25 protein-coding genes and 3 pseudogenes are annotated in these 26,684 nt (G+C 44.6%); 17 read left to right on the top strand and 11 right to left on the bottom strand.

What is annotated here, in order from left to right; translation table 11 throughout:
- Nucleotides 1-85: 85 nt before the first annotated feature.
- Genes PWYN_RS01315 through PWYN_RS01300 form a run of 4 tightly spaced genes read left to right on the top strand, consistent with a single transcriptional unit; the run spans nucleotide 86 to nucleotide 4,823 of the window.
- Complete coding sequence (locus PWYN_RS01315) at nucleotides 86-1,399, top strand: ABC transporter substrate-binding protein (protein WP_036647600.1); 1,314 nt, start codon at nucleotides 86-88, stop codon at nucleotides 1,397-1,399.
- Nucleotides 1,400-1,431: 32 nt separating this feature from the next.
- A complete protein-coding gene (locus tag PWYN_RS01310) occupies nucleotides 1,432-2,319 on the top strand; it encodes a carbohydrate ABC transporter permease (protein WP_036647598.1) in 888 nt (295 codons plus the stop codon).
- Nucleotides 2,316-3,173 (top strand): carbohydrate ABC transporter permease, encoded by an 858-nt coding sequence (locus PWYN_RS01305; RefSeq protein ID WP_240479651.1) that lies wholly within the window; start codon nucleotides 2,316-2,318, stop codon nucleotides 3,171-3,173. Before PWYN_RS01310 ends, PWYN_RS01305 begins: the two co-directional genes overlap by 4 nt.
- Nucleotides 3,174-3,203: 30 nt before the next feature.
- Nucleotides 3,204-4,823 carry a cellulase family glycosylhydrolase gene (locus tag PWYN_RS01300; RefSeq protein WP_036648199.1) on the top strand — a complete coding sequence of 540 codons (1,620 nt, stop codon included), beginning with the start codon at nucleotides 3,204-3,206 and terminating at the stop codon, nucleotides 4,821-4,823.
- Between the two features lie 63 nt (nucleotides 4,824-4,886).
- Here the strand turns inward: PWYN_RS01300 and PWYN_RS01295 are convergent, their stop codons facing one another.
- Nucleotides 4,887-5,444, bottom strand: coding sequence for a GbsR/MarR family transcriptional regulator (locus tag PWYN_RS01295; RefSeq protein WP_036647596.1), 558 nt, complete (start codon nucleotides 5,442-5,444; stop codon nucleotides 4,887-4,889).
- 253 nt (nucleotides 5,445-5,697) lie between these two features.
- Here PWYN_RS01295 and PWYN_RS01290 point away from each other — a divergent pair, with 253 nt between their 5' ends.
- The 7 genes and pseudogenes from PWYN_RS01290 to PWYN_RS01265 form a co-directional block, all read left to right on the top strand.
- Nucleotides 5,698-6,897, top strand: a complete 1,200-nt coding sequence (locus PWYN_RS01290) for a quaternary amine ABC transporter ATP-binding protein (RefSeq protein ID WP_036647594.1) — start codon at nucleotides 5,698-5,700, stop codon at nucleotides 6,895-6,897.
- A complete protein-coding gene (locus tag PWYN_RS01285) occupies nucleotides 6,894-7,727 on the top strand; it encodes an ABC transporter permease (protein WP_036647592.1) in 834 nt (277 codons plus the stop codon). Before PWYN_RS01290 ends, PWYN_RS01285 begins: the two co-directional genes overlap by 4 nt.
- A gap of 14 nt (nucleotides 7,728-7,741) precedes the next feature.
- Nucleotides 7,742-8,614 (top strand): glycine betaine ABC transporter substrate-binding protein, encoded by an 873-nt coding sequence (locus tag PWYN_RS01280; protein ID WP_036647590.1) that lies wholly within the window; start codon nucleotides 7,742-7,744, stop codon nucleotides 8,612-8,614.
- A gap of 210 nt (nucleotides 8,615-8,824) precedes the next feature.
- Nucleotides 8,825-9,436, top strand: coding sequence for a TVP38/TMEM64 family protein (locus PWYN_RS01275; protein ID WP_036647588.1), 612 nt, complete (start codon nucleotides 8,825-8,827; stop codon nucleotides 9,434-9,436).
- 144 nt (nucleotides 9,437-9,580) lie between these two features.
- On the top strand, nucleotides 9,581-10,600 hold the full coding sequence (yunB, locus tag PWYN_RS01270) for a sporulation protein YunB (protein ID WP_205622724.1): 1,020 nt from the start codon (nucleotides 9,581-9,583) through the stop codon (nucleotides 10,598-10,600).
- Between the two features lie 62 nt (nucleotides 10,601-10,662).
- Nucleotides 10,663-10,815, top strand: a pseudogene (locus PWYN_RS29845) (CoA-transferase); the annotation flags it as partial.
- A pseudogene (locus PWYN_RS01265) lies at nucleotides 10,814-11,170 on the top strand (acetyl-CoA C-acyltransferase); the annotation flags it as partial. The pseudogenes PWYN_RS29845 and PWYN_RS01265, both read left to right, overlap by 2 nt.
- Nucleotides 11,171-11,443: 273 nt before the next feature.
- Here the strand turns inward: PWYN_RS01265 and PWYN_RS01260 are convergent.
- The 3 genes and pseudogenes from PWYN_RS01260 to PWYN_RS01250 form a co-directional block, all read right to left on the bottom strand.
- Nucleotides 11,444-11,812, bottom strand: coding sequence for a DUF4180 domain-containing protein (locus tag PWYN_RS01260; protein ID WP_036647584.1), 369 nt, complete (start codon nucleotides 11,810-11,812; stop codon nucleotides 11,444-11,446).
- A gap of 200 nt (nucleotides 11,813-12,012) precedes the next feature.
- On the bottom strand, nucleotides 12,013-13,002 hold the full coding sequence (locus PWYN_RS01255) for a YiiG family protein (protein WP_036647582.1): 990 nt from the start codon (nucleotides 13,000-13,002) through the stop codon (nucleotides 12,013-12,015).
- A 199-nt stretch (nucleotides 13,003-13,201) separates the two neighbouring features.
- Nucleotides 13,202-13,582, bottom strand: a pseudogene (locus PWYN_RS01250) (GntT/GntP/DsdX family permease); the annotation flags it as partial.
- Between the two features lie 354 nt (nucleotides 13,583-13,936).
- Here PWYN_RS01250 and PWYN_RS01245 point away from each other — a divergent pair.
- Entirely contained in the window at nucleotides 13,937-14,599 is a 663-nt protein-coding gene (locus PWYN_RS01245; RefSeq protein ID WP_036647578.1) for an alpha/beta hydrolase, read from the top strand.
- 76 nt (nucleotides 14,600-14,675) lie between these two features.
- Here PWYN_RS01245 and PWYN_RS01240 read toward each other — a convergent pair whose 3' ends face one another.
- Nucleotides 14,676-15,746 carry a M23 family metallopeptidase gene (locus tag PWYN_RS01240; RefSeq protein WP_036647575.1) on the bottom strand — a complete coding sequence of 357 codons (1,071 nt, stop codon included), beginning with the start codon at nucleotides 15,744-15,746 and terminating at the stop codon, nucleotides 14,676-14,678.
- Nucleotides 15,747-15,989: 243 nt separating this feature from the next.
- On the opposite strand from PWYN_RS01240, the gene lipA reads away from it, so the two are divergent.
- Nucleotides 15,990-16,889 carry a lipoyl synthase gene (lipA, locus tag PWYN_RS01235; protein ID WP_036648195.1) on the top strand — a complete coding sequence of 300 codons (900 nt, stop codon included), beginning with the start codon at nucleotides 15,990-15,992 and terminating at the stop codon, nucleotides 16,887-16,889.
- A gap of 214 nt (nucleotides 16,890-17,103) precedes the next feature.
- The gene (locus PWYN_RS28470; protein WP_036647572.1) at nucleotides 17,104-17,673 is read left to right on the top strand and encodes a YutD family protein; all 570 of its coding nucleotides are present in this window, start codon (nucleotides 17,104-17,106) and stop codon (nucleotides 17,671-17,673) included.
- 82 nt (nucleotides 17,674-17,755) lie between these two features.
- On the opposite strand, the gene PWYN_RS01225 is transcribed toward PWYN_RS28470, so the two are convergent.
- The 4 genes from PWYN_RS01225 to ylbJ form a co-directional block, all read right to left on the bottom strand.
- Nucleotides 17,756-19,192 carry a S41 family peptidase gene (locus PWYN_RS01225; RefSeq protein WP_036647569.1) on the bottom strand — a complete coding sequence of 479 codons (1,437 nt, stop codon included), beginning with the start codon at nucleotides 19,190-19,192 and terminating at the stop codon, nucleotides 17,756-17,758.
- Between the two features lie 35 nt (nucleotides 19,193-19,227).
- On the bottom strand, nucleotides 19,228-20,400 hold the full coding sequence (locus tag PWYN_RS27710) for a copper amine oxidase N-terminal domain-containing protein (RefSeq protein WP_052087671.1): 1,173 nt from the start codon (nucleotides 20,398-20,400) through the stop codon (nucleotides 19,228-19,230).
- Between the two features lie 143 nt (nucleotides 20,401-20,543).
- Entirely contained in the window at nucleotides 20,544-21,347 is an 804-nt protein-coding gene (locus PWYN_RS01215; protein WP_036647567.1) for an NAD kinase, read from the bottom strand.
- 115 nt (nucleotides 21,348-21,462) lie between these two features.
- Nucleotides 21,463-22,731, bottom strand: coding sequence for a sporulation integral membrane protein YlbJ (ylbJ, locus tag PWYN_RS01210; protein WP_036647564.1), 1,269 nt, complete (start codon nucleotides 22,729-22,731; stop codon nucleotides 21,463-21,465).
- 418 nt (nucleotides 22,732-23,149) lie between these two features.
- Here ylbJ and PWYN_RS01205 point away from each other — a divergent pair, with 418 nt between their 5' ends.
- On the top strand, nucleotides 23,150-23,539 hold the full coding sequence (locus tag PWYN_RS01205) for a globin domain-containing protein (RefSeq protein ID WP_036647560.1): 390 nt from the start codon (nucleotides 23,150-23,152) through the stop codon (nucleotides 23,537-23,539).
- A 28-nt stretch (nucleotides 23,540-23,567) separates the two neighbouring features.
- Nucleotides 23,568-24,281, top strand: a complete 714-nt coding sequence (locus tag PWYN_RS01200; RefSeq protein ID WP_036647557.1) for a DUF2225 domain-containing protein — start codon at nucleotides 23,568-23,570, stop codon at nucleotides 24,279-24,281.
- Between the two features lie 53 nt (nucleotides 24,282-24,334).
- Here PWYN_RS01200 and PWYN_RS01195 read toward each other — a convergent pair whose 3' ends face one another.
- The gene (locus PWYN_RS01195) at nucleotides 24,335-24,565 is read right to left on the bottom strand and encodes a hypothetical protein (RefSeq protein ID WP_036647555.1); all 231 of its coding nucleotides are present in this window, start codon (nucleotides 24,563-24,565) and stop codon (nucleotides 24,335-24,337) included.
- Nucleotides 24,562-24,771: a YycC family protein gene (locus PWYN_RS01190; protein WP_036647552.1), complete on the bottom strand. Its 210-nt coding sequence runs from the start codon at nucleotides 24,769-24,771 to the stop codon at nucleotides 24,562-24,564. The genes PWYN_RS01195 and PWYN_RS01190 overlap by 4 nt, the downstream gene beginning before the upstream one ends.
- Before the next feature lie 108 nt (nucleotides 24,772-24,879).
- Between PWYN_RS01190 and PWYN_RS01185 the strand changes: the two genes are divergently transcribed.
- Nucleotides 24,880-26,667, top strand: a complete 1,788-nt coding sequence (locus PWYN_RS01185) for a M3 family oligoendopeptidase (protein ID WP_036647550.1) — start codon at nucleotides 24,880-24,882, stop codon at nucleotides 26,665-26,667.
- The last annotated feature ends 17 nt before the right edge of the window (nucleotides 26,668-26,684 follow it).

The raw sequence follows: 26,684 nt of genomic DNA, 5'->3' as shown, positions 1-26,684 counted from the left end.
AAGCTGCTAATCCGCGCTAATGCTTCAATCCCCATGCCAGCCCTATACTGAAGAAGCACCAAACCATAAAGAGGGGGAGTCAACAATGAAGAAAGCGCTTTATATAGGTCTTGCAAGCTTAATGATGATGTTACCGCTATCAGCTTGCGGTACCTCAAACAATGCTAATCCTGCAGTAAACAATGGTGGGAAAGTTGTGGAGGAAGCTACGGCGGAGCCAACGGCCGAAGCTCAGAAGGTGGAGCTGAAAATTCAAATTGGTTCACCGCGGTTTAAAGAACAATTCGAGAAGTATTTCGAACAGTTCAAGGCGAAAGAGCTTGCCGAGAAAAATATTGAGGTAACCTTTGACCTGGAGATGCCGAATCCCGATCAGGCGAAGCAGGTCCTCCAAGCGAGACTGACTTCAAATGATGCCCCTGATATTTTTGATGTGCACGCTAACGATTTGCCAACGTATTTCAAAGCAGGGTACCTAGAGGATCTGTCTGGCCAACCGGCAATTGCGACTTTATACGAAAGCGTAAAAAGTACAGTTACATTAGAAGGTCAGGTCGTTGCGCTCCCTCTGGAGAGCTCATCGTGGGGCTATCTGTACAACAAAAAAATATTCAATGATCAGGGAATTACACCTCCTCAAACGCTTGATGAAATGAAGGTAGTTGTAGAGAAGCTGCAAGCTAATAAAGTGAAGCCCTTCATGCTGGCTTTCCAGGAATCCTGGGTTCCACAGTTGATGACAGCACTGTCGCTAGGAGGGATTATCTCCTCCGAGCACCCGGACTGGATCGAGAAGATGAATAAAGGTGAAGCATCATACGCCGATGTAAAGGATATTTTCAATATTATCGATCTCATTAATGCAAATGGAACAGCTAAGCCCTTTGAGGTTGGCAACGAAGCTGGCTCTACTGAATTTGCAAATGGCAAGGCGGCCATGTGGGTTCAAGGTCCATGGAATGCAGAAACGATTCTAAAGGTTAACCCTGAACTTGAATTCGGAGTAGCTCCGCTTCCAGTGAGTAACAATTCCGAAGGAACCATGATTAATCTGTCGGTCTCGACGACACTGGCGGTATCGAAATCTAGCAAGAATAAAGAGGTTGCACTTGATCTACTGAATTACTTCTATGATGATAAGGATTCCTCCGCTCTTTTTGAAGAATTGAAGTTCAATCCTGTCTCGACCGTGCATAAATACGAGGTATTCCCTTGGGTGAACGAAGCTTCCAAATACGTGGAACAAGGTAAAGCGTATCAGGATCTGAAACTGCCTAACGGTGTAACAGACGAGCAAGCGAAACTGCTCCAAAGCTACTATGCCAAAGAGGTAACGAAGGAACAATTCATCAGCAGTATGGATAAAGCTTGGGAAACCGCAATTAAAAGTGTGCAATAAGTCGGCTATAGATTGATGGGGAGTGAGAGCAGATGAACCTTTCGAGAAAAAATAAGCAATCCATCATTCTTCTGGCCTTCGTATTGCCATCCTTATTGTTCTATGCTGTATTTACCATCGCCCCTGCTTTTGGGGGCGTATGGTACAGCTTAACGAATTGGAACGGCCTGAATCCCACCTACCAAATGGTCGGGTTCTCCAATTATATTGAGGCGCTGGGGAATGATCCTTATTTCATCAAATCCATTGGATTTACACTTAAATATGTCATTGTAATGGTTGTACTACAGAATGTAATTGCTCTGCTGCTGGCGGTTTTAGTGGAGTCTCGTCGCAGAAGTAAAGTGTTATTCCGTACAATCTTCTTCATGCCAAACATGCTGAGTCTCATTATTGGGGGATTCATGTGGGTATTTATATTCACTAAGGTATTGCCAGTTATTGCGGAGAAGACGGGATGGCTGCTGCTGGATCAATCCTGGATCGGTGATCCTTCCTTTTCATTCTACTCCATCGTCATTCTTTCATTATGGGGAGGGGTAGGGTATCAGATGGTTATTTACATCGCGGCGCTGCAAGGTGTTCCCAAATCATTAAGTGAAGCCGCGGCCATCGACGGTGCTAATAGTGTACAGAACTTCAGGCATGTCACGCTGCCGATGATCTATCCTGCAGTGACTATTGGTATTTTTCTGACGCTCAGCACTTCCTTTAAGGTGTTCGATGCCGTATTTGCCTTAACCGGGGGTGGACCCGGACGATCCACTCAGGTGATCGCGATCAATATCGTAGAAGAAGCCTTCCGCTTTAATCAAAGGTATGGTTATGCCAGCGCCAAAGCCATCATTTTATTTATCATTGTATTGCTAATCACTATGGTTCAATTATGGATCATGAAACGAAGAGAGGTGGAGGCATGATAGCGATGCAGAACGCTTACTCTTCCCGAAAAAAACGTGGTCCAGGCAATATTATGGTTCTACTGATCTTGGTAATAGCAGCCGGGTTTACATTATTTCCTATTTATATGGCTGTACTGAATTCCTTGAAAACGGACGGGGAAATGCTGAATCATATTCTTGCTCTTCCCACTAGCTTAACGTTTGCTAATTATAGTGATGCTTACCACAAAATCGACTTTCTAAGAAGCTTTTGGAATACTATCATGATAACCCTGATTGGGGTGACGGGTATTATCCTGTTCGCTTCAATGGCAGGTTACAAAATGTCACGTACGCCTGGCAAGCTAAGTCAATTTTTCTTTGCCTTTTTTGTCTTATCTTCCTTAATTCCTTTTCACTCTATTATGATTACTTTGGTGAAGATTTCGAAGGAATTACATGTTCAGGGCAGCACTTATGGACTGGGACTGATCTATATCGGACTGGGTGTTGCGCTAGCTATTTTTCTGTATCATGGTTTTGTTAAATCGATACCACGCGATTTGGATGAGGCTGCTGTGATGGACGGCTGCGGAGAGCTTCGATTGTTCTTTGTCATCATTTTTCCATTACTTTTGCCCATTACAGCAACGGTAGCCATTCTAAATGCATTATGGATGTGGAACGACTTTCTGCTGCCGCTTCTAATGCTTACGGATTCTGACTATTACACGCTGCTGATATCTACCAATATGCTATTTGGTGAGTATAATAATGATTGGTCGGCTATCTTGGCTTCCTTGGTGCTGACCATGCTCCCGATCATAGTTGTATATTTACTGCTGCAAAAATACATTCTCAGTGGGATCGCAGAAGGTGCCATTAAAGGCTGAGCTTGAGATGAGAGGACGAGTGAGTTGGGTATGGAATTAAATCAAGAGGTAAGCGGTTTTGTAAAAGCCGTTGGCAAAAAAGTGGTCAACGGCTTAGGCCAAGAGATATTACTGCGGGGTGTTGGATTGGGAAGCTGGCTGCTTCCTGAAGGGTATATGTGGCATCTCCCCGAACAAGGAGACCGTCCGCGGAGAATCGAGAAGATGATTACGGATCTGGTCGGTGACAGCAAAGCGGCTGAATTCTGGGATCTCTATTACAAAAGATACATTTCCGAAGAGGACATTCAGCAAATAGCTGCTGAAGGTTTTAATTCGATTCGAGTCCCCATTAACGCCAGATTCTTGATCGAGGACGGAGAACCTTTGAGGATTAAGGGTGAACGCTTGATGCTTATTGATCAAGTCATCGATTGGTGCCGTCAATATTCACTATATGTCATATTGGACTTGCATGGAGCACCTGGGGGACAGACGGGGGCCAATATCGATGATTCAGAGAATGACCAACCGGAATTGTTCACAATCGAATCGAACCAGCGTTTGACTATCGCGTTATGGAGAATGCTTGCGGAGCGTTATAAGGACGAGTGGATTGTAGCAGGGTATGATTTGCTTAATGAACCTCTCCCTAATTATTTTGCGGAATATAATGATCAGGTAATGCCGCTCTATAAAGATATTATTCAAGCGATTCGGGAAGTGGATCCGCATCATATGATTATTCTGGAGGGCGTGCATTGGGCTACAGACTGGACAATCTTCAATGAGGTACTGGATCCTAACCTGATGCTGCAATTTCATAAATACTGGAACAACCCAGATACAGAAAGTATTCAGAAATTTTTGGATAAACGGGAGGAATTGCAGGTTCCTATATTCATGGGTGAAGGCGGAGAGAATAATAATGATTGGTTCGTAGGGGCATTTCAACTTTATGAAGATCATGATATCTCCTGGAATTTTTGGACTTGGAAGAAGCTGGATAGCGTTAATTCTCCGTGTTCCGTCAATAAGCCAGAAGGCTGGCAGTTGTTGATCGACTTTTTACAGGGCGGAAGTAAGCCTGATCCACAATCTGCGGAAAGAATACTGTGGACATACTTAGATAACTTGAGACTTGGAGGCTGTACCTATCGCCCAGAGGTCATAAATGCTTTGTTCCGTAGACCTTCTGTTCGGATTCCTGCTATTTTTTATGATTATAAGGGAGAAGGCCAAAGCTTTGGCATAGGCAAACAGGCGGATCATACCTTAGACTTTCGAGTGAAGGATGGAGTGGATATGCGGTTTGTCGAAGGTACTAGGGATATCCCTAACTTTGCCCACAATAAGGGCGAGGTATGGAAGGCAGAGGAATGGATGTATGTCCAGCTTGCACCGGAGGACTGGGTTTCATATACCTTCAGGGTTCCTGCCATTTCGGAACCACACGCGTACACGATTGAACTTTATATCCGAACGAAACGAGGGGGAGCCGTTACCGTATCCCTGGATGGTTCCCCTGTATTCACAGCCACAACAATGGAGGATAACTGGGAGCTTGTCCAAGCACCGATCTCATTAGCGCTCAGCAAAGGTTCTCACCAAATAGCATTAAAAGCATCAGAAGAAATTGCCCAGATCCAGTGGGTTAGAATCATTTCCTAAGCAATAAAAACGGCGTATGCCCTTCGAGAGACAGGGGATACGCCGTTATTTTTGTTATTAGCTCTACTCTTCCTTAGGGATCAAATCGAAAATTTTCCCGCTCTCTAACGCCTCAATTAGCTTCAGCAACCAGCGGTAATATTTCATCGCTTCCCCAATCTTTTCCTCATCGGTACTTAAAAGGGCAGCAATACCCTCATCCCCGGCAAAATCTAATTTCATAGCACTAATCTCTTGAAGTGACTTCGATAGTGCAATCATGTTCCCCTCAACAGCCTTTCTCCATTTAATGGAGAAAAAATCGCTAAAGTTCTGATGCCAATCAGGTATCACCTCGAATAAGTCCTTACGGGTGCCTTTCCCCCAAACCTTATCAATCATCTTTAGATCCAGCAATGTTCGCACCCCGGTGCTCATAGAAGTCTTACTCATCTCCATGCTTTGGCTGAGCTCGTCGAGGGTAACGGGTCCCTGATTGAAATACATATAACCATATAGATGACCAATAGATAATGTAATCCCATATAAATCCATGTTCTTCCCAATGGAATCAATCACACGCTCACGTGCTTTGCTGATTCTCTCTATCTGTTCGGGCGAAAGCCCATTTAAATCGTTCATGGTGTCCCTCCTGGGAATAGGTGATTCGGCTGCCAACCTATACCCACTATTGTAATAAAATCACTACCTAGAAGTAAAGATTAGATGTAAATCGAAATATAGCGTAAAACGGAGCATTCTATACATAAAGTTTATAAAGTTTAAACTGTACGATCAATTATGTCCAAATACTGGCTTTGCGTCGATTTTCACAAGTCCGTTACACTTGTAGTAGTGAATTGACCTGGTCAAATTTGGGAAAAGGGGGTCTACCATGTCTATTATTGAAGTAAAACAGCTTACTAAGATTTTTGGTTCCGAAGGGAGACGAGCGCTTCCATTATTAGAGCAAGGTTGGTCTAAAGAGAAAATTGCCAAAGAAGTCAAGCTTACCGTTGGTGTAAATAAAGCCGAATTCAGTATCGAAGAAGGCGAAATTTTTGTCATTATGGGATTATCAGGGAGCGGCAAGTCCACTCTTGTACGTCTATTGAACCGATTGATTGAGCCTACAGACGGACAGGTCCTTTTTAAAGGAAAAGATGTTGTCAAGATGAACCCGGAGCAGTTGCGTCAATTCCGTCGAAAAAATATCGGTATGGTCTTTCAGAAGTTTGCTTTGTTCCCTCATAGAAGTGTTCTTGCTAATGCGGAGTACGGGTTAGAAGTACAGGGGATAGAGAAAAAGAAAAGAAAAGAACTGGCCATGAAAGCCCTTGAGCTCGTAGGTCTGGGCGGGTGGGAGAACCATCGCCCTGATCAACTTAGCGGAGGGATGCAGCAGCGAGTAGGGCTCGCACGAGGTCTTGCCAATGATCCAGACATACTCTTAATGGATGAGGCATTCAGCGCACTGGATCCTCTGATTCGTAAAGATATGCAGCAGGAACTGCTCGAGCTGCAGGCCCGTATGAAAAAGACGATCGTTTTTATTACACATGACTTGGATGAGGCACTGCGGATTGGTGATCGCATTGCTCTTATGAAAGATGGTGTTATTGTGCAAATCGGTACACCGGAGGAAATCCTTATCCAGCCTGCCAACAAATATGTAGAACGGTTTGTGGAAGATGTGGACTTATCTAAAGTTCTCACAGCAGCTCACGTTATGATTCCACCGGAAATGATCAGACCCGAGCGTGGACCCCGCGTTGCTCTTCAGCTCATGCGGGATAATGGTGTATCCAGTCTATATGTGGTGGATAAGGAAATGAAGCTGCAAGGTTTGATAACAGCTGATGATGCAGCGTTGGCGCTGAAGCAAAATCAAACCATCCACGATGTGTTACGTAGCGACATTCCTCAAGTTCATCCGGATGCGCTGCTGAATGACCTGTTTGAAATGATGTCGGAGATTCACTTGCCAGTAGCTGTTGTAGACGAATCCAATCGATTAAAAGGCATTGTTATCAAAGGAGCCGTTCTATCTGCGTTAGCTGGGAATGCTGTACTGGAAGGAGGGATGTTGAGATGAATCTTCCTAAGATACCACTAGGGAGTGGAGTTGAGTGGATAGAGAACTGGTTGACCACGTATTTCGGAACATTTTTTGATATTATTCACGCCATTATTGGCGGGATGGTTGGTGGGATCGAAGCTGCGCTTATATTTTTACCGTCACTAATTCTTATTGCTCTAATTGCTGCTTTGGCCTATTGGATTGGAAAATGGAGAATGGCGTTGTTTACAATCATTGGACTACTGTTAATCGATAATTTGGGTCTATGGGGGCCTACAATGCAATCTCTAGCCCTAGTATTGACAGCCTCGATTCTTGCAGTGCTCATTGGTGTTCCGGTTGGCATTTTATGCGCACAAAGTAATGGAGTGAAAAACACAGTTACCCCCCTTCTGGACTTTATGCAGACGATGCCTGCTTTTGTATATTTATTGCCGGCGGTCTCCTTTTTCTCGCTTGGTGTGGTGCCCGGAGTCATTGCTTCTATTATATTTGCAATCCCGCCCACGATTCGCTTAACTAACCTAGGTATTCGTCAGGTCTCAGAGGAACTTGTGGAAGCAGCGGATGCATTCGGATCAACACCCACTCAAAAGCTGATTAAGCTGCAGCTTCCTATTGCTATGCCGACGATTATGGCGGGTATTAATCAGACCATTATGCTATCTCTGTCGATGGTAGTTATATCTTCTATGATTGGTGCACAGGGTGTAGGTGCATTAGTATACCGTGCTGTTTCACAAGCTAAGACAGGTGCTGGCTTTGAGGCAGGTATTGCTATAGTTATTATCGCTATTTTATTGGATCGATTAACACAAAATGCTTTAAAACCAAAACAAAGATAGGGAGTGTATGCTTAATGTTAAATAAGAAATCAGGAGTTATTATGTTACTATTGTTGATGGTGGTAGCCGTGCTTGCCGGATGTTCATCTGCTGAGAAAAAGGATAAGGTGAAGTTGGCCTATGTAGCTTGGGATTCCGAAATTGCCAGTACGAATGTAGTAAAGGAAGTTCTCGAATCCAAGCTTGGACTTGAGGTGGAAATGCTGCAGGTTGATGCAGGTCCGATGTGGGCTGGTATTGCGGATGGAAGTGCTGATGCTATGGTAGCTGCTTGGCTGCCGGGAACACATGCCTCTTATATAGAGAAATATGGCAAAGATATCGAAGATCTAGGGGCAAATTTGGAAGGAACAAAGATTGGGCTTGCTGTTCCTACTTATATGGATATCAACTCTATTGAGGACTTAAGCAATGATACAACAGGTGCTACTCTGGATCATAAGATTATCGGTATTGAACCAGGTGCAGGGATCATGATGGCCTCGGAAAAAGCTCTTGCTGAATATGGCTTGAGTGACTATACGCTGGTGGAAAGCTCCTCAGCGGCTATGGCACAAGAACTTAAAAAGGCATATGATAACAATGAGAGCATTGTCGTTACCGGTTGGACTCCACACTGGATGTTTGCGAATATGGATCTGAAATATTTAGAGGATCCAAAGGGAGTATATGGTGGTGATGAGCAGATCCATACGATGGTCCGCAAAGGGCTGAATAAGGACATGCCGAAGATGTATAAGTTTATGGATCAATTTCAGTGGACACCCGAAGATATGGCTACGGTAATGGTTGCCATCCAGGGCGGACAATCACCAGAAGAAGCTGCAAAGGTCTGGGTAGATGGTAATCCAGACAAGGTTAACGAATGGTTAGCTGGTATTGAATAGTTCGAGAAGTGTGCTATGATTAAGAAACACATGAGGCTACAGATTTGTAACTTGTACGCTAACGACTGTTCTTAACATATACATCCCATAACGTAAGACTTATTCAATGGACACCCCGCAAGGGGTGTTTTTCTTGAAATATATCAACTTATGCTTTTGAGGTACATGAGGAGGCAGCTGCTGCAAGGAGTTAAGAGAGGAGACAGCTCCGTGACAGAGACCCTAAATGAATGGATTGATTGGCTGCTGCAAACGTTAGGTCTCACTGGACCATCTATTTTGTTTGTTACCATTCCACTGGCTATGCTTCAAAGTCTCTTTGGATTTTTTCCATTCGCCATACTAATCGTACTCCACGTCTCGGTTTTTAACGTAATTGGGGGGATGCTGATCAGCTGGCTGGCTTGCAACTTGGGCGGGATACTGGTGTATTTCTTTTTCCGGCGTTATCTGTTCCATTGGTTTGACCGCAAATGGGGCTCACGTCTGAAGCGTTATGATAAATGGCAGCGTTATTTGGACCGCTACGGTATATGGACACTGGTACTTCTGCGTACGGTTCCCATAATCCCTAATAATATTATCAACTTTATGTCGGCGGTATCACCCCTCCCAAATTCTTCCTTCATATGGGGGACAGTGCTCGGTAACCTCTCGTACATCTGGCTTTTCGGAACTCTTAGTTCAAGCTTGATCGTTCCAAAAGAACAGTGGGAGACTTATCTTACTTGGTACGCTATATTTTGTGTAATTCTAATTGGGGTCTTTATCCGCAGACATTGGGGTCATTTGCAGGAGGACAAACGCAGCAGAATGACCTAATTACAATTGAAAGATTAGATAAACGTAGAATATTCCCTAGGGCAGGCGTTGCCTGAGAGGAGTGTTCTTCTTTTTTGTCCACCTGATGAATACCTTATACGTATAGAGGCGGCTTGACCGCCGGTTAAGGCGGGAGGGTATTCAATGGCCAGAACTAAGAAATGGGGAAGCCGGATCCGGATTCCCCGATTTAGCTGGGATGGGATTCCCACAGGGAGAAAGTCGGCCTTCAAGGCGCGCCGCAGTTCAACAGGTAAAAAGCTTTATGGCGGACGTTTTGAAGCCAAAAGACAAAAACGCAAGCTATGGGGCAGTCGCCAGGAAGGTACTCTTACTACTCCAAGCCTATCTAAACGCAAGCCGCGCAGCCGACGAAAGATATGGCTAATCGTCTCTTTACTACTCCTTCTGGCGGTGCTGCAAAGTATCCGCTATGTGGAGAGACATTTAAAACCCCCTATTGTGCATCTGGCCCAAATCCGGGTTAAACAGATTGCTACAGAGTCTATTAACAAAGCCATCACTTCACAAGTTGCCAATGGAGGAAATGCCGAGCAGTTGATTGATTGGAAGACCGATAAGAACGGCAAGATATCGGGGTTCATGCTTAATTACGGTGAGCATATGCGTATTACCTCGCAAGCGGCTGAAGTTATTCAGACTACACTTCAACAGCTACATAATAAGAAAGAGTATATTCCCCTCGGTCAAGCACTAGGCAGTCCCCTGATTGCTTCTTTCGGCCCTGATATTCCAATTAAAATTGAACCGCAAGGGGCGGTAAAGGTAGAGTTGAACACCCGTCAGCAGAATGCCGGAATCAATATGATTTTAGTTGAGGTGTTTATTCATATCGTGACTGAGGTTGCCGTAGTGATTCCCTTTGATATAGAGCCACAGATTGTGGATACGGAAATCCCGATATCTTATCTGATGGTGGTCGGTGATGTTCCCATGTACTATTATGACAATCAGGGTCAACCTGTTGGAGAAAATGGAATTAGTGCGCCGGGAATATCTATACCTGGTCTGCAAAAGGAAAAAGATGGTACCACCGAAGGCAGTGTTACAAGTACAGCGGAACCGGAAACGGTGCCGGAGCCGGAGCCGGAGCCGGAGAAAGCCGGTAACGCAGTGTCTGAAGAAATTAGCAGCACCGAATAAGAATATATATTTAAAAAGACGCATTCCTATAAGGGGTGCGTCTTTTTTTATTTCAAAATAGAGGCCATGTGGATGTTACCATTCTAGGTGGTTTGGAAGTAGATGCACACGGCAATCTTGCCAACTGGATGGTTCTTGGAAAAATGGTTCCTGGAATGAGCGGGGTCATGGATCTGGTTACCGGCGCGAAAAAAGTAATTGTTGCGATGGAACATCATAGCTTATGCGTCCGGCGGTGTAGACCCCTCGATTATGGGGATGGGTCCTGTACCTGCCACGAAAAAGGCACTACAGAAAAGCGGTATTTCTATAGAAGATATTGATTTAATTGAAGCCAATGAAGCTTTTGCGGCACAGATGCTGGCTGTAGGACAGGTACTCGGTTTTGACGAAGACAAGGTCAATGTTAACGGGGGAGCTATCGCCCTTGGACATCCGATTGGTGCCAGTGGAGCCCGAATTCTTGTTACACTTATTCACGCATTGAAGGACAGAGAGGCTCGCACCGAATTGGCAACCTTATGTATCGGCGGAGGCCATGGTGTCACGACCATTATTGAGAGGGTCTAATATAGTAGAAAAATAATCCGTAGGTGCTGAGAGCAACGCTCCGCGAACGGACCGTTGCGTAAGTAGCTGTGCTCCTCAGATGTACTGAATTATTTTCAGCGGAAAAGCTACAAAACGAAAAGTAGCCAATCTCCAAAAAACCGGAGACTGGCTACTTTTTTAGCTTATACAGCTTTGAAGTGCAAAGGTTGCTCATTCGTAAAGGTTAATCTGTTATATTGCCATCGTATGCACGTCCTTCTTAGCTCCCATTTATTAGTCTATCGTTCTCTGTTAGTGTAACGAGTGTAGAACTTGAATAGCTGACTGTTCATCTTCAAGAAAGAAAACCTGCTCCCCTTTGTTGCATTCGTATATAGAATCTCTAAGACTATTACTGTTATACACTTCGAAATTGCCCAGAACAGCCAACTTAGTATGATAGTTCACGTATTTCTGTAGAATATTACCCGCTAATCTTGTCTTTAATTCGAAAAATTCCTCCGTAATGTTCGATTGGCGAATAACAATTTTATTGCTATCATGAATATGTTTGATGGATGCCATTAAATCCAAAGCATCCTGGACATTTCGGATTAATATCTCGGAACTTTCTATAATGGCTACCTTTGAACCATTTTTCTGATCGATTCTTACATTCATCTTATGTGCCTCCTGATATAAATCATGCAATTATTGCAGAACTATTCTAACTTAATGCCGTTCTCGGTCTAATACTATAATTTCCTAGTTTATCAAGACATGAATTATATGAATTCCAGTCATAATAAAGGGTTCCCGTTAGCGTAACGACCAATTATGCTTAGAGATTCTTGTATAACAGCCTCAGTGTCTTATTACGCTTAATTCATTTCATTATATCGTTCGACTGCCTTGCTTAGCTGATAACTGAAGTTCTCAGGTGTACCATCCGTAGTGTTCAGGAACTGGCCGTTTAGGTCAGAATCAGATACAGGTTCCTTCTTATTGATGCGTTCAATGATTTTCGAAGCGGCCGCTTTTGCCTCAGTGGCAGAATTAACATAGTTCTCGATACTGAAGCTGTTAATCCCTTCTTTTTGAATTCGCTTCTTGTCTTTTGAGATTGTCATGAGCGCACTCAGATCTGCGGTCATGATGTCGTATTTGGCTTTAAACTTCGTCATATCAAGCTGAAGCACATTGTGGGCGGTGATTCCCTGCGCATCCATTTCAATGACCGTAGCCTCGGCATCTATCATGAACTTCAAGGCATTGTACCTGATCTGCTGGTCTGAATCCTTCAGTTTTTGCAGGTCAGCCAGACGCTGTTCGTTCCCCATTTGTTGCAAAGCCGTGAAGTACTGTTTAGCGACAGCCTCGTAAGCGAGATTGGCACTTACCAGCTTGGTATGCAGCTGTTTCCCTTTTGCGAAATCATCATCCACGTAGCCTCTTGTATCATAGTAGGCTTTCATATCGTCCAGGACGGACAACAGATCTTTGATGACCGGTGTCAGTTTCATCACTACGGGGTCTGCGTTCGCAAAAGCAGGTTGGCTTGCGGTATATCCGTTCGCTTTATCAACAACTTCCCGCTCAGTTTCAGCAACGCCGAGCATGATGAAGCTGAAGTTCTTCTCGATTACAGGCTGTGTATCAACTCCGAACTTCTCGAAATAATGAATCAGAACCTCATTGATTCTGCCTGTCATCAAGTTATTCAGCCCTACATACGCATTGTATTTATCGATTTCTTTGCTCTCGCCGGACGTAACGCCTGCAGGCGCTTGATCCACGCTGGATGTAATGGCAGAACAAGCGGACAACATTGCACCTAACATAATGGCAATAACGAATGATAGCTTTCTCAAAATAGTGATTCCTCCGACTGAGTAATTTATTTTGTAAGATGTCTGAATAGTAGAGAGAAAACGACTGGTCTCTTCTGGTCGATTAAATTCCCTCTTCGCCGCATATCAATGTTGATTGTGAAACAGATCTATTCAATTTTAGAATTATTTGGTGAATAGGTCTTGAGTCTTGAGTAGCAAAATTTATAAAAAATTGCCAAAAAGGATAAACCGCAAAGGCTACAACGAATAGGGATACGCCCCCATAAGTCAGTAATGCGCAAGCCAGGACAACAGCCAGCATGGCGCGTTTCGAGCCCAGAGCTTTAACAATCGTCTGAGCGATGGAGGAGGCCGCGCCACTTAACTCCATTAACTTACCAAATATCGCACCTAATAAGAATATGGGAAAGAAGTTTTTGACGTAGTTTGCTGCGTTTAACATATAAACTTCTGTATAACTCGGCATTAACGCTACCCCTGAGATGACAACCGCTAGCAAGGTGAAAATAGGTGCGAATACAATGACCGGAAATCCTCGATAAGCAAAAAACATGAGCAATCCTAATGCGAAAACAATGGCTAGTACCTGGATGACCATGTGCAACCTCCTCTAATAATGTGTGCTTGTACCTTCGATTCAAACTGAACAATATAACTTTGGTTCAGAAACTTTTTAATACCTTCCGTCCCTTCTAACCCCTTGCGCGCATTGGTTCGGTGTGTTGGTAACGCTTACATTGAAAGTGTACAACAGCAACCTATGTACGTAAAATTCAAGTAACGCATGTAATCCATGAAAAAATTTTATGGATAAAAAGGTTTTTAGGATTGCGAGTTAGAGGGGAATAGACAATTACTAGGCCCTCTGATTTAAAAAGTGAAATAAGGGAATATAAACTATATAATAACTGTAAAAAGTACAGAGGCATATAAAGCATGAAAGAGGGTTATTATGGACAGCTGTTTGTTTATACACGGCTTTACAGGCGGAGTTTTCGAAATCTCACCCTTGTCCCAATATATGGAGGCTCATAATTACCGTTCTACTACATTTACATTGAAAGGACACGGTGGAACCAAGACGGATCTTCTCAATTCCAGCAGGCATGATTGGCAAGAAAGTGCTGAGGAGCAGTTAACAAAGCTTTTGAAAGAGAATGAAGGAGTTCATTTAATCGGATTTTCCACGGGTGCATTAATCGCTTCACGCCTTTCTGTACAATATAAAGCCCGGATCAAGTCCCTTACTTTACTATCCACGCCTGTATTTCCGCTAAATCCCGTAGAAATCATCAAGACGTTAGGCAGTTTCTCGATGCTTAAGAATTACGCCAGCAAATTTGGATCTACTCCACCCAAGGCTACTAAAGAGTTTCAGCGGATGGTTCATGAGAGCTTTGAAATCTACCCCCAAATTGAAACACCAACCCTAATCGTTCAGGGAAAACGTGACCATCTGGTTAAAACAAAAAGTGCTGCCTATCTGAAGGAAACCATTATGGCTCCCCGTAAAGAAGTGCTGATTGTAGACAAAAGTGGCCATATGGTGTGTCATTGCGAGGAGAGTGACCGAATTCTAAATGAAGTGCTACAATTTATTCAGAGTGTTGGATAAAATCGATAAAAAAACCGCCGAAGGATAGCCGTTAAGGTGTCCTGTTGGCGGTTTTACATATTTCATTAGCGGATTTTTACTTGTGCTTCTTTAACGCGCGGCGCTCGCCGTTCTCCCACTGCTTCAATAGGGGATAGGGATCAAATGCCCATTCAATGATTCCTCTGTCCCGGTAAATCCCATAATGGAGGTGAGGGGGGAATTTCCCTTGCGTGCCTGGTTTTCCGTAGCCGGAACTGCCGACCCACCCAATCGTTTGACCTGGTTTTACAATCATTCCTTGAGTCAGGGACTTCTCGTATCCAGCTAAATGGGCGTAATAATGATATCGATTATCTATATCTCGAATACCCACACGCCATCCGCCGTAACGATTCCAGCCCTTTGTCTCAACGATGCCGTAACAGGTGCTGCGAACCGTCATTCCATGAGGCGTGAATAGATCAGTCCCTTCATGGATGCGGGCTCCCCCCCAGCTTCGGCCTGTACCCCAAGTGCTTCGGTAAGAGTAAATTTTGCCGAGCGGCAGTGGAAAGGCGTTACCGGATAGATCAAGTTGCCCGAAATGCTCGTACAGATTCGCGAACTGAGTTATTCGCAGGGATGCCCGTCCATAGTGATAATATTCCCAGGTGGCTATGCTGAAGTCACTTGGAGAATTACCGTATCGCATCAGGTGGCTGGCCATGCTGTATAAAAGATCAATATCATTATTGGGATCAGCCATGCCGTCCCCAGAACCATCCCGGCCAAAACCATGAAAGAAACTTATGGATGCGGCTGACTTGTCATCTTGATCAGGGTTAAGCGGGCCGCACCACACAGGAGCAGGGATTGTAATTCCAGTAAGGCGGCCGGGGTCAGGAGGACTCTCCTTACTTTTTTTGGCGATTGTTCTTTCATATTGATCGATGGCGGCTAAACGGAACCAAGGAATGCCGGTGACTGCAGACATTTGTTCGTACAGCTCCTTACGGGAAGTGAAAACGTCACTTTGGCTGTTAGGGCTCTTAATGCTGTCAGCTGCCTGAGGAGTGGAACTACCCGCCGCTTTTAAGGTGGAAATATCAAAACATCCAAACAAGATTGCTGCTGCGGATAAGCTTACCAGCGACCTTTTTAGTATAAGCCTCTTGAAAAGGGACACTTTGTAACAACCTCCTTTGCCTGGTGATGTAGATCAGAGATGAAGACAGCAACCTTTTCTATATATTGAGGAAAAAAGGTGTTTCTTATCCGTTTTACCTTAAAGCTTTTGAGAATTCGGTTTATTTCAGGCTGTTTAATTACCTTAGGCTTTCCACAAAAACAGGCAATTACTAACGGCACATGCTATAATATGAGGCAGAACTTCAACAACTATCAGGCGAAAGCGGGGTTTACTACTTTGATCAATAAAGCCGCTAAACAACCAAAGCCGGATTGGATTAAAATCAAGCTTACAACCGGTGATAATTATCAGGATATTAAAGGTATGATGCGTTCCAAAACTTTACATACCGTATGTGAGGAAGCTCGATGCCCGAACATCTATGAATGCTGGGCGAATCGGACAGCTACTTTTATGATTCTTGGTGATATTTGTACCCGTGCTTGCCGTTTCTGTGCAGTGAATACAGGGATGCCCACTGAGTTGGATCTGGAGGAACCGGAACGCGTAGCCGAAGCGGCTGAAGGGATGAATCTCCGCCATTGTGTTGTGACAAGTGTAGCCCGTGATGATTTGAAGGACGGCGGTTCGACTATTTTTGCTGAAACCGTAGCTGCTATTCGCAGACGTCTTCCGCTTTGCACGGTAGAAGTGTTGATTCCTGATTTTTTGGGAGACCGTGATAGCTTAGAAATTGTAATGAACAGTAATCCGGATATTCTGAATCATAATATTGAGACGGTGGAACGGATGTCGGACCGGGTTCGGGCCAAAGCCAAATACCGTCGCTCTCTGGAGCTCCTGCGCAGTGCCAAAGAGATTAAACCGGACATCCCAACGAAATCAAGTATCATGCTTGGTGTTGGCGAGGAATGGGACGAGATTTTACAAGCAATGGATGATTTACGGGCGGTGGATTGTGATATTTTGACTCTAGGTCAATATTTGCAGCCTTCTCCAAAGCACTTGGATGTGGAGAAATACTATCATCCAGATGAATTTGCCCGTTTGAAGGAAGAAGGAATGAAGCGGGGCTTCAGCCACGTTGAGTCTGGACCGCTTGTCCGTAGCTCCTATCACGCGCACGAGCAGGTTAAATCTGCTGCCCAGCGCCGTGAAGAGCGTATAATCTCGGGTTAACCCCCCCAATAAATTTCAGTGACCGAAGGAACGAAGAGAAAGTTTGAAGCTGGAGAAGTGAAACGTTCGCCTTTATCCTCGGATTTCAACCGCTACTGCGGTTTGATAAAAGAAATCAGAGGATAACAGCGATCGGAAGCTCAAACTTGTCGCGAAGTGACATTTAGGTCACTGAAATTTCAGAACATCATTTTGAAAGGCAGGCGACATTTGCTTGATTGTTATAGGCGGAAAAGGCTATGAGCTCATGTTGGATCATAAAGACGGATGGAATCCGGAGGCATTTCGCGGAAGATATAGCGAGGTGTTGGAACGATATGACTATATCATTGGTGATTGGGGTTACAGCCAATTACGGTTAAAGGGCTTCTACCGAGATAATCACCCCAAGGTAAACCGGGATACAGCGATTTCAGGTATGGTGGATTACATCAATGAATATTGCAATTTTGGCTGTGCTCATTTTGTGCTGCGGAAGCTGAAAGAACAACCAGTAGAAGGCTATAAAGACATCCTGACCAAAGATCCGCAAGAGTCTTTACCTGCAGAGGACGTAGATGGTGAACTGCTTGTAACAGATGATGCTGCTAAAGAGGATCAGCTCAAGTCGGCTACCACCAGACAATCTTCATCTTCAAGTAAGGATGGGGGTTCGAAGGACAGGCCTGTTAGGGAACATCAGGGGAAGAAGCACAGAGCTAAAGAGGCTCACGGCAAGAAAAACCCACCGCGCGAGAATCAAGGCAGACCGCCTCAAGTCCAGCCCTTGGATCAGCAGCAATAAAGCTATAGACAGGGTCCTGTTCATATCATTTTTCCACAAAAAAACAGCAAGCCTCCAGATGATCTGGGAGCTTGCTGTTTTATTATTTTACCGACAATTTCAATTGGTTTTGGGAGGCGTTATAGCTCCATACCAAGGTAGGGAATTTCTTCTTGAAGGAATCCAGCTGAATATAGGTTTCATCATTTTTGGAGATAGCTTCTTTGGTCGACATCGCGAATCCTGCAGATTTGCCAGCTCCATTGGTGACAATAACCTTCTTGTTCTTAGCATCCCAGGAGACGTCACCCTGAACCATAGCTGCTAGCACTCGTGAAGAAGCATAAATCGTGTTGCCCTGTTTAATAAGACCTACATTACCGGCAAACGGAGCTCCGTTAATATTCAGAATATGATTATCTCCAGAGGCTTCCAGGGTTGTCATTCCTGCCAACTGCAGAGCAGTGATTAGCTGTGCTGTTTTACCTTGTACTTCAATATCAGGTGTAAGTCCGATATGATTAAAGTCCTCTTTGCTCGGGGTTAGATATTTCTGTGTAGTAAGCTTTAGCGTACTCCCGTTAGAGAGTGAGAAAAGGCTCTGAATCCGCGCTTTACCGTAGCTTTTTGTACCTACAACCGTTGCGAGTTTATTATCGTGCAGCGCACCCGTCAATGCTTCCGAAGCACTGGCAGAGTATTCGTTCATTAGAATAACAACAGGGACGTTGATTTTACTGCCATCCGTAATAACAGTAGGTGATAGCACTCCGCTGTTATCCTCTGTATACATCATGACACCCTTGTCAATAAACTCCGATGCGATATTTAACGCAGCATCCATGTAGCCGCCCGGATTGTCTCTTAAATCCAGCACCATAGATTTCATTCCGGCTTCACGCATTTGTTTCAGGACGGCAGTGAACTCCTCATCTGAGGATGCCGAGAAGCCACTAATGGCGACATAGGCAATTTTGGGTCCGATGATCGTGCCAGTTACTGAAGTGCTGGCAATCTCATTTCGAACTACACTATAGGATTTCGTAACTCCGTTCCTCTGCACTAACACTGTCATCTTGGTGCCTGCAGCCCCAGTCATCTCATCACCGTCTAAATCGGCGATCTTGACACCATTTATTTTAAGGATCGTGTCACCCCGCTTGAGGCCTGCTTTCTCTGCCGGTGAATTGGGAACAACCTCCTCAATATAGAGCTCCTTCCCCGTATACTGCAATTTAACTCCGATACCGACATATTCCAAATCAACTTGATGCATGAAAGCCTCGGATTCTTCAGCATCGAAATACTGGCTGTATGGGTCCTCTAACGAATACACCATACCGTCGATCGCTGCACGAACCAGCTTAGCCTTTTCGACATCTGTAAGATTGTAATTTTCTAAATAATCCATTACTTCTTTAATAATATCCATGTCTGTGCTGGCGGGTACAGTGTCTGCTGCAGATGCAATCGGACTAAAAACAATGGATAAGGCCAGACAACTGCTAAGAAGGGCTGTCGTTAACTTGGAAAATTTCATATTCACATACATCCTTTTATCATTGAATTTTATGTTTATAATAATTTATCGAAAACGGTATAAGCCTGATCAATTTTCCACGTACCGTCACTTGCTTTGGTGAACACATAAATAATTCCTTGTTCATATGTTTCAGCGGAATCTTTTTCCTTCGTCTTTTGTTCAGCATACAAGGCAGCTTCATTCCCGTTATAATAGTAAACATTAGAAATCCCAGGCGTATAATTAACATTATTATTGCTGAAGAAATACTTTAAATTTATTTTCACCTCAGTATCAGATTCCTCATCATAGGAAGTCAGGGCAGACATTACTCCTGTGATATTTTCTTCATTAAGAGCTTTGTAATAATTGGCCAGTGTGTTATTTATCGCCGAAATGTCACTCTGTGGTGCATCAGCAGGTTTTGAGGCCTGAGCAGATGTTAATAGAATGGTTGATTCCTGAAGCTGCACGTCTGATATTTTCCATTTGCCGTTTAGTCGGATCAAAGTGTATATGTACTGATCCTCCTGATCGGGAATGTAGGGACCGTTGATACGGAGGGTGCTCTCTGTGGTTGTAACGATAGCTTCATCTGCTTTGAGATCAACAATGCTTAGTTCGTTAAGAATGCTCTTGATATCGAATGTCTTAAATGATTGTTCCAGGCTGGATGCATAATCATAGAAAGAAGATTCAGGTTCAGCCAGTGAATTCATTCCCCCTAAATTCTCTTCATTAAAGTATGAAATCATGTTGTTGAATAAGCTCTTTATTTCCGCTTCACCAGATGCTGATGATGCTGTAGTTATTCGCACACTCTTTACTGCAGGATCCCACAGAACCGTTCCGCCTGTTGCTTCACCTATAAAACGTAGAGGAACATAGGTAGTGCCGTTGGAGGAAGTAGGGGCGGCGACCAGTTTTTTTATGACCCCATTTATGCTTGCGCGGTTGCTGCCTATTTTCAATTGAATGTTCAGACCTGAGCCTGTGCCTGTAACCGTTCCTGTCTTCGCATCCCAAAGGACCTTAAGACCCAACTTCTCAAAGACAGCCCTAAAGGGTACAAGAACCGAACCATTCTGTAAATAAGGAGTTCCTGCATTAAAAGAAACCTTACTATTATTGATAAAGACTTCTATCGGTTTTGATGCGGAAAAGACTGGAACGGCAAGCACTAAGCTTAGTGTCAGCACAGTCAAAAGGGTAAAAAGTTTTTTCACAATATTCGCTCCTCTATATACAACTCTATGTAAAATAGGATCATTATACCATTTTATCAAACTTTAAGTCTATCAATAAGGGGTTGTTCATTGGCAAAATAAACAAGCCGGAAATTCATCATTTCCGACCTTCACAAGCAAAGTTAGACTAGAAAAGCCTCGCGGACCCGATTCCAGAATGGGAATGGGCGATAACGGGCGAAGCTGATTTGTTGCTCCGATACTTGGCAACGCACAGAAATAAGATCATCCACAGGAATGTTGTTATGGTCAATGGTCAGCAGCAGACGCTGGTCTTTCCGCGAAAAAATATCACAATGATGATGCTTCGGCAGCAGGAGAGGAGAACCCATCGTACGAAATACCCGATTATTGATGGAAGCAATCTCAGAAATCTGCAAAGCCTCAATAGAAGGATGCACCATAGCGCCACCCAAGCTTTTGTTATAAGCGGTACTTCCAGAAGGTGTGGATACACAAATCCCGTCACCTCGAAACATCTCGAACGTCTCGTCATTGATATCGATCTGTATCACTACTGTGCCGTCAACCCCTTTAAGGGTGAATTCATTCAGGGCAATATGAGAGGTTGTACCGGATTTCTTGTGGATTTCCAGTTCCAGCAGCGGATATTTGACAATACGCGGCTTATGAGGCTTGGGATCACCCGTACCGCACATATAATCGATCAAGGTTGAAAGCTCTTCTGCCTTCCAGTCGGCGTAAAATCCGAGATGACCTGTATGAACACCTACGAAAGCCAGACTGGAGATCCGATCGATAAAAGTATGGAAAGCGTGCAGCATAGTGCCGTCACCGCCAATAGATATAACAATCTCGGGAGACTCGGCATCCAATTGCAGATTCCGCTCCGCTGCAAGTTTGTGAAACTGCTCGGCCAAATCCATAGATAGTTGGTCACCGCGGTCCAGAACATAGTATCTCAAGATGAACAGGCTCCTTTGTTTAATTCTGTCTTACACCGATCATAATCAATCTTGGCCCGGAACACAACGTTTCAAGGTCTAAAGGACTATAGCGGCAATGGGAATCGCGGCAACCTTATCCATTCCGCCGGAGCATCGTAAAGATACGGGTTAAGAATAACATCAACAGTGACACCATAAGAGTGGCTGCAAGAAGCAGGCCCATGAGCCCCAGCGCGGCAATAATACCTGAGGGTGTGGGGGTAAATGCGGCGGATACGGGCAGTGAAGCCCATGCAGAGGAGAGTCCTGTGCCTCTAACAGGCTTCCAAAGCATTAACACAAATGTTGCTGCTAAAACTGCGTGAAGGGCACGGGCGACCATAAACGGCAGATATCGAAGCCCGGTTCCGTTCAATATACTGGCAACCTGAGCATGAACGGATAATCCCCCCCAGGAAAGAATAAAAGCAGCAGAAGCCACCTTAAAATGTAAGGGGAGGGAAATACCAGCAGCTCCAGCGGATCGTGCACCCAGCGTAACCTCGAAGAGACCATTCACTAAAGCCTTGGACAGATCAGGCGGACAGCCGATGAAGGTTAATAAATGGCCAGTTAGAGTGAACAACGAGGACATGACACCGGCCCTGCCCAATAGTTCCATTAGCACATTGAAGAATACAACCAACCCTCCTACGACAATAATAAGCTGTAAAGAAGATTGCACAGCACCCCTGAGCAGTTCTCCAAGACTCCTGCCGTCTTTACGTCTGGCTTCAGCCATAGACGAGAATGCCGTCCGGATTCGATAAGCAAGACCATGTGCAGCCGTAGGGGGAGGCGTTTTTGACAATACTTTTTCTGCAGCATCTTCTTTTCTTCCGTGAAATGACATTAGAAGTCCAACCACTATGCCGCTTCCGTAATGGGAGAGCGCTAAGATTAGGCCTAAGGATGCATCATGGAAAAAACCGACAGAAACTGCACCCAGCAGAAATATAGGATCGGAAGAGGTGGTGAATGCCACCAGCCGCTCTCCTTCAACCCTGCTGACCAGGTCTTGCTCACGAAGCTTTGCGGTTAACCTGGCTCCTACCGGATATCCGGATACATACCCCATAGCTGCGACGAAGCCGCCGCTCCCGGGGATTCGGAATAACGGACGCATGAATGGATCGAGGAGCGCACCGAAGAGATGAACGATACCGAAGCCAAGCATCATCTCGGAGATTACAAAGAAAGGAAACAGCGAAGGGAAAAGCACATCCCACCAGACAGCAATTCCGCGCACCGCAGCTGCCAATGAGGCCTCAGGATAGATCAGCATAAGTAATAAGCAACCTGCAAGTCCCAAAGTTAGTAAAGAGGGGCCGTACAACCGCTTCTCGGTATGAACAAGCTTCATAAATTCACTTCCTCAACACGCAGGAATAAGCTTCCGCGATCTATGATTAGATTTATGCAAAAGAGTGGACAAACAGCACAAAAAAAATAAGAAAGCGGTTACAAAATGAGGTGCTTTTCATTTCATATTGTGATAAAATAAGTTTAATTAAATGCACACCTTTTTTACCTTGATAAATAAGGATGGAGTGATGGTGATGAGCGTAGTAGCCGGAGTTCTTGTTTGTGCTTTTGTATATGTAATCCGTGCCTCCCTTGTCCCACCTGGTGATGAGGACTTTCGTACCTACTAAAATATGCTGCCCGAGATGCTAAACAAATGTTTAGCGTCTTTTTTGTGATGAGAGGGATATTGCTTTAATTTTTTGTTATAATTAACTGATCGCAATACTTAATATGGAAGAAAGCTGGTAAATTCAATGAATCCAAATGAGAGTATATATGAAAATCTGGGGGGAGCTGAAGGGCTGCATCGCCTAGTTGAAGTCTTTTATGAAAAAGTACAGCTTCACCCGAAGCTCAGTCCGTTATTTCCAGCGGATATAACTCCTGTCTTGGAGAAGCAATATCAGTTTCTGAGTCAATTTTTTGGCGGTCCTACGCTATATTCTGATCTTCATGGACATCCAATGATGAGAGCACGGCATATGCATATCCCGATAACACCGGAGCGTGCGGAGGATTGGTTGGATTGTATGAAGAAGGCGCTGGAGGAAACTGCTGTGGAGGAGCCCTTACGTTCGTTCGTATTGAGCCGTCTGGCAGGGCCTGCGAATCATTTTGTCAATACGCCCAGAGAACAAGAGTAAAGCTGTAGTGTGAAAGGAATGAGGGCATTTGACAGATTTAATACCGTTATACTCCATTAAGGTGAAGTGCTGTAATTGTGAACATGAGTTCCAAACGTCGAGAGTACGGCCCAGTCTCAAAAAGGCAATTCGCCGAGATGCAGACTTCTGCTCCTACTACAAGGAAGAAAACCCTGATTATTATGTAGTTCGGGTCTGCCCGAGATGTGGGTTTGCCTCTACTGAGAATTCAGCGGACAAGCTGACAGAGATACAGAAGGCAGCCTTTAAGAAAAGTATCGGTGACCGATGGACAGTAAAGCATTTTGACGGCCATCGTTCTTGGGAGGCGGCTTTGGAGACCTATAAGCTGGCCTTGCTATGTGCGCAGAGTATTAAGGATAAGGATCGGATACTTGCGAGTTTGCTGCATCATATTGCCTGGCTGTACCGTTATAACGGGGAGACCGAGCAGGAACTTAGATTTTTGCGATTTTCACTTGATGCTTATATTAACGTTTATGAGCGAGATGGAGTTGGCGGCAATGATGCCCGCCTGCTATACCTTATAGGAGAGCTGAACCGACGTATAGGTAAGTTCTCTGAGGCTGTGATGTGGTTCTCTCGCCTAATCAATGATCAGAGAATTATGGATGCAGCGATGATCAGGGCGGCACGTGAGCAGTGGGGTGTGTTGCGTGAGCAAATGAGGGATGCAAAGATGGATCCTGATGAATTACTGTCCGGAACAGAGGGAACCTGAGTAGTCTCAGGTTCCCCTGTTTCGTTCAATTACGCAGACGATATAGATGTTATTTATCTAACGGATCTGTCGAACAAAAGGTAGTCTCCGTCGTTGTCTATAACGGTTGGGCTTGCATGACAGCAGGGAAAGACTAGCAGCTTCTTTTTGCCTTCCCGGACGGTCTGCAATTCTTTCGGCTTCATAGGTAATAGCACGTTATCCGTGTTGCAAAACGGGCAGTACTGTACATATATATCGCCTAGTATAATATCATAAGGCCAAGTATGGCTGAATGGAATCATGTCTCATCCTTCTGTGCGGAAGGTTCGTCAGTTTCGGTTCCTGAGGAGAGATCCTCCCCAGTAGTGGGAGTGGCCTCTTTTCTCGAGAGCTCAGCTATTTTTTGTAACAAAATATGTTGTGGCATATGCATTAAATGTTCCAGTGGAACACCCAGTTGCTTAGATAACGCTATAGCCGTTTCCGGCGAAATTTGTAATGGCCGCATGTTTAAGTCCTCCTGTTATCTGATGGTTACTTATTCGTTATCCACTTTACCATGGGTTTATGTCAATTACAAAGCAAACTAATAAGACAAAAGGAATGGTGAGTATACATGAAACACCCTTTATCGCTAACCTGGGAGCTTGATTCTCTTTTTGCAGGCGGCTCAGCATCACCTGAATTCGAACTTTTTCTGAATGAGTTAGTGAGTGATATCGAAAAGCTGCATAAAGAAGTTCTGGTGGTAGCGGTTCCTACGGATGAAGAAACTACCAAACCTTTAGATGGGATCATTGAGTTGCTGCAAAGCTGTTCAGGTCGTATCGTCGTTGCGGCTGAGTTCTCTATCTGTTTAAGTGCTCAGAACCAACAGGACAAAGCTGCAGTGAGTCTGTCAGGCAAAGTGGCGGGACTTAGTGCCAGGTTGCAGGGCATTCGATCGGAGTTTGACAACGTGCTGCGTCAGACAAGTGACGAAGTATGGACGCAATGGATGGCCCGTCCGGAAATCGCACCTCTAACATTCGTGCTCACTGAAAGCCGTGATCTAGCCCGTGAGAAAATGAGCCCCGAGCTGGAAAGTATGGCACTGGAGCTTGCAGTAGACGGATATCATGGCTGGAGCGAGCATTATGAGACGATAGTGGGTTCAATTGCGATTCCTTTTGAGGATAAGGTTCTATCAGCAGGGCAGGCTTTTAACAAATTGGATGACCCCGACCCGAAGGTCCGAGAAGTTATGTTCCGTAAATGGGAAGAGGCTTGGGGCGGAGTTGCGGATTTCTGTGCAGATACATTGAACCACTTAGGCGGTTTTCGCTTGAAACTGTATAAAGGCCGAGGATGGGAAGATGTTCTGAAAGATCCGCTAAACATTAATCGTATGACCCATGAAACGCTGAATGTGATGTGGGAAGTAATAGGTAACACTAAACCTGCACTTGTGTCCTATCTTGAGCGCAAGGCGAAGCTGCTTGGCATGGAGTCCCTTGGCTGGGCTGATGTCGAGGCCCCGATTGGCAAATCATCCGGAAAAATTTCTTATGATCATGCGGCTGCCGATATTGTTACCCAATTCCGCAAATTTAGTCCGAAGATGGCTGACTTTGCAGAACATGCTTTTAATAGCAACTGGATTGAAGTAGAGGATCGCCCCGGCAAACGTCCCGGCGGCTTCTGCGTTTCTTTCCCTGAACGTAAGGAATCACGGATTTTTATGACCTATAGCGGTACACCAACAAGTGTGTCTACACTAGCTCATGAGCTGGGGCACGCTTATCATTCTTATCTGCTGGATGATCAACCGGTCTTTAACCAAAATTACGCCATGAATGTAGCGGAGACTGCTTCAACCTTTGCGGAAGTCATTGTAGCCGATGCTCAAGTTAAGTCCGCAGGCAGTGCAGAAGAGAAGCTGGTCCTATTGGAGAACAAAATTCAGAACAGCGTATCCTTTTTTATGAACATTCATGCCCGCTTCTTGTTCGAAACCCGTTTTTACGAAAAGCGCAAGGAAGGTTTAGTTCATGCGGAAGAACTGTGTGCTCTAATGGAGGAGGCTCAGAAGGAAGCTTATTGTGGTGTTCTTTCCGAGTATCATCCTCATTTCTGGGCTTCCAAGCTGCATTTCTACGCAACGGAGGTTCCTTTCTACAATTTCCCCTATACTGTTGGGTACATGTTCAGCACAGGTCTATATCGCCTGGCTCTGCAAGAGGGAGCAACCTTTGCGGACAAATATGATGATCTCCTGCGGGATACGGGTGTTATGACACTGGAGGCCTTGGTAGCTAAGCATTTGGGAGCTGACCTTACACAACCTGATTTCTGGCAGGGCGCGGCTGATTTAATAACCGCAGATATTGTTGAATTCTTAGAAATGACCAAGGATTTAGCTTGAGTAATATATTGTATTTA

Source organism: Paenibacillus wynnii (assembly GCF_000757885.1).
Taxonomy (GTDB): domain Bacteria; phylum Bacillota; class Bacilli; order Paenibacillales; family Paenibacillaceae; genus Paenibacillus_AQ; species Paenibacillus_AQ wynnii.
Note: the sequence above shows the minus strand (reverse complement) of the source record. Positions and strands in the feature narration are given on the sequence as shown.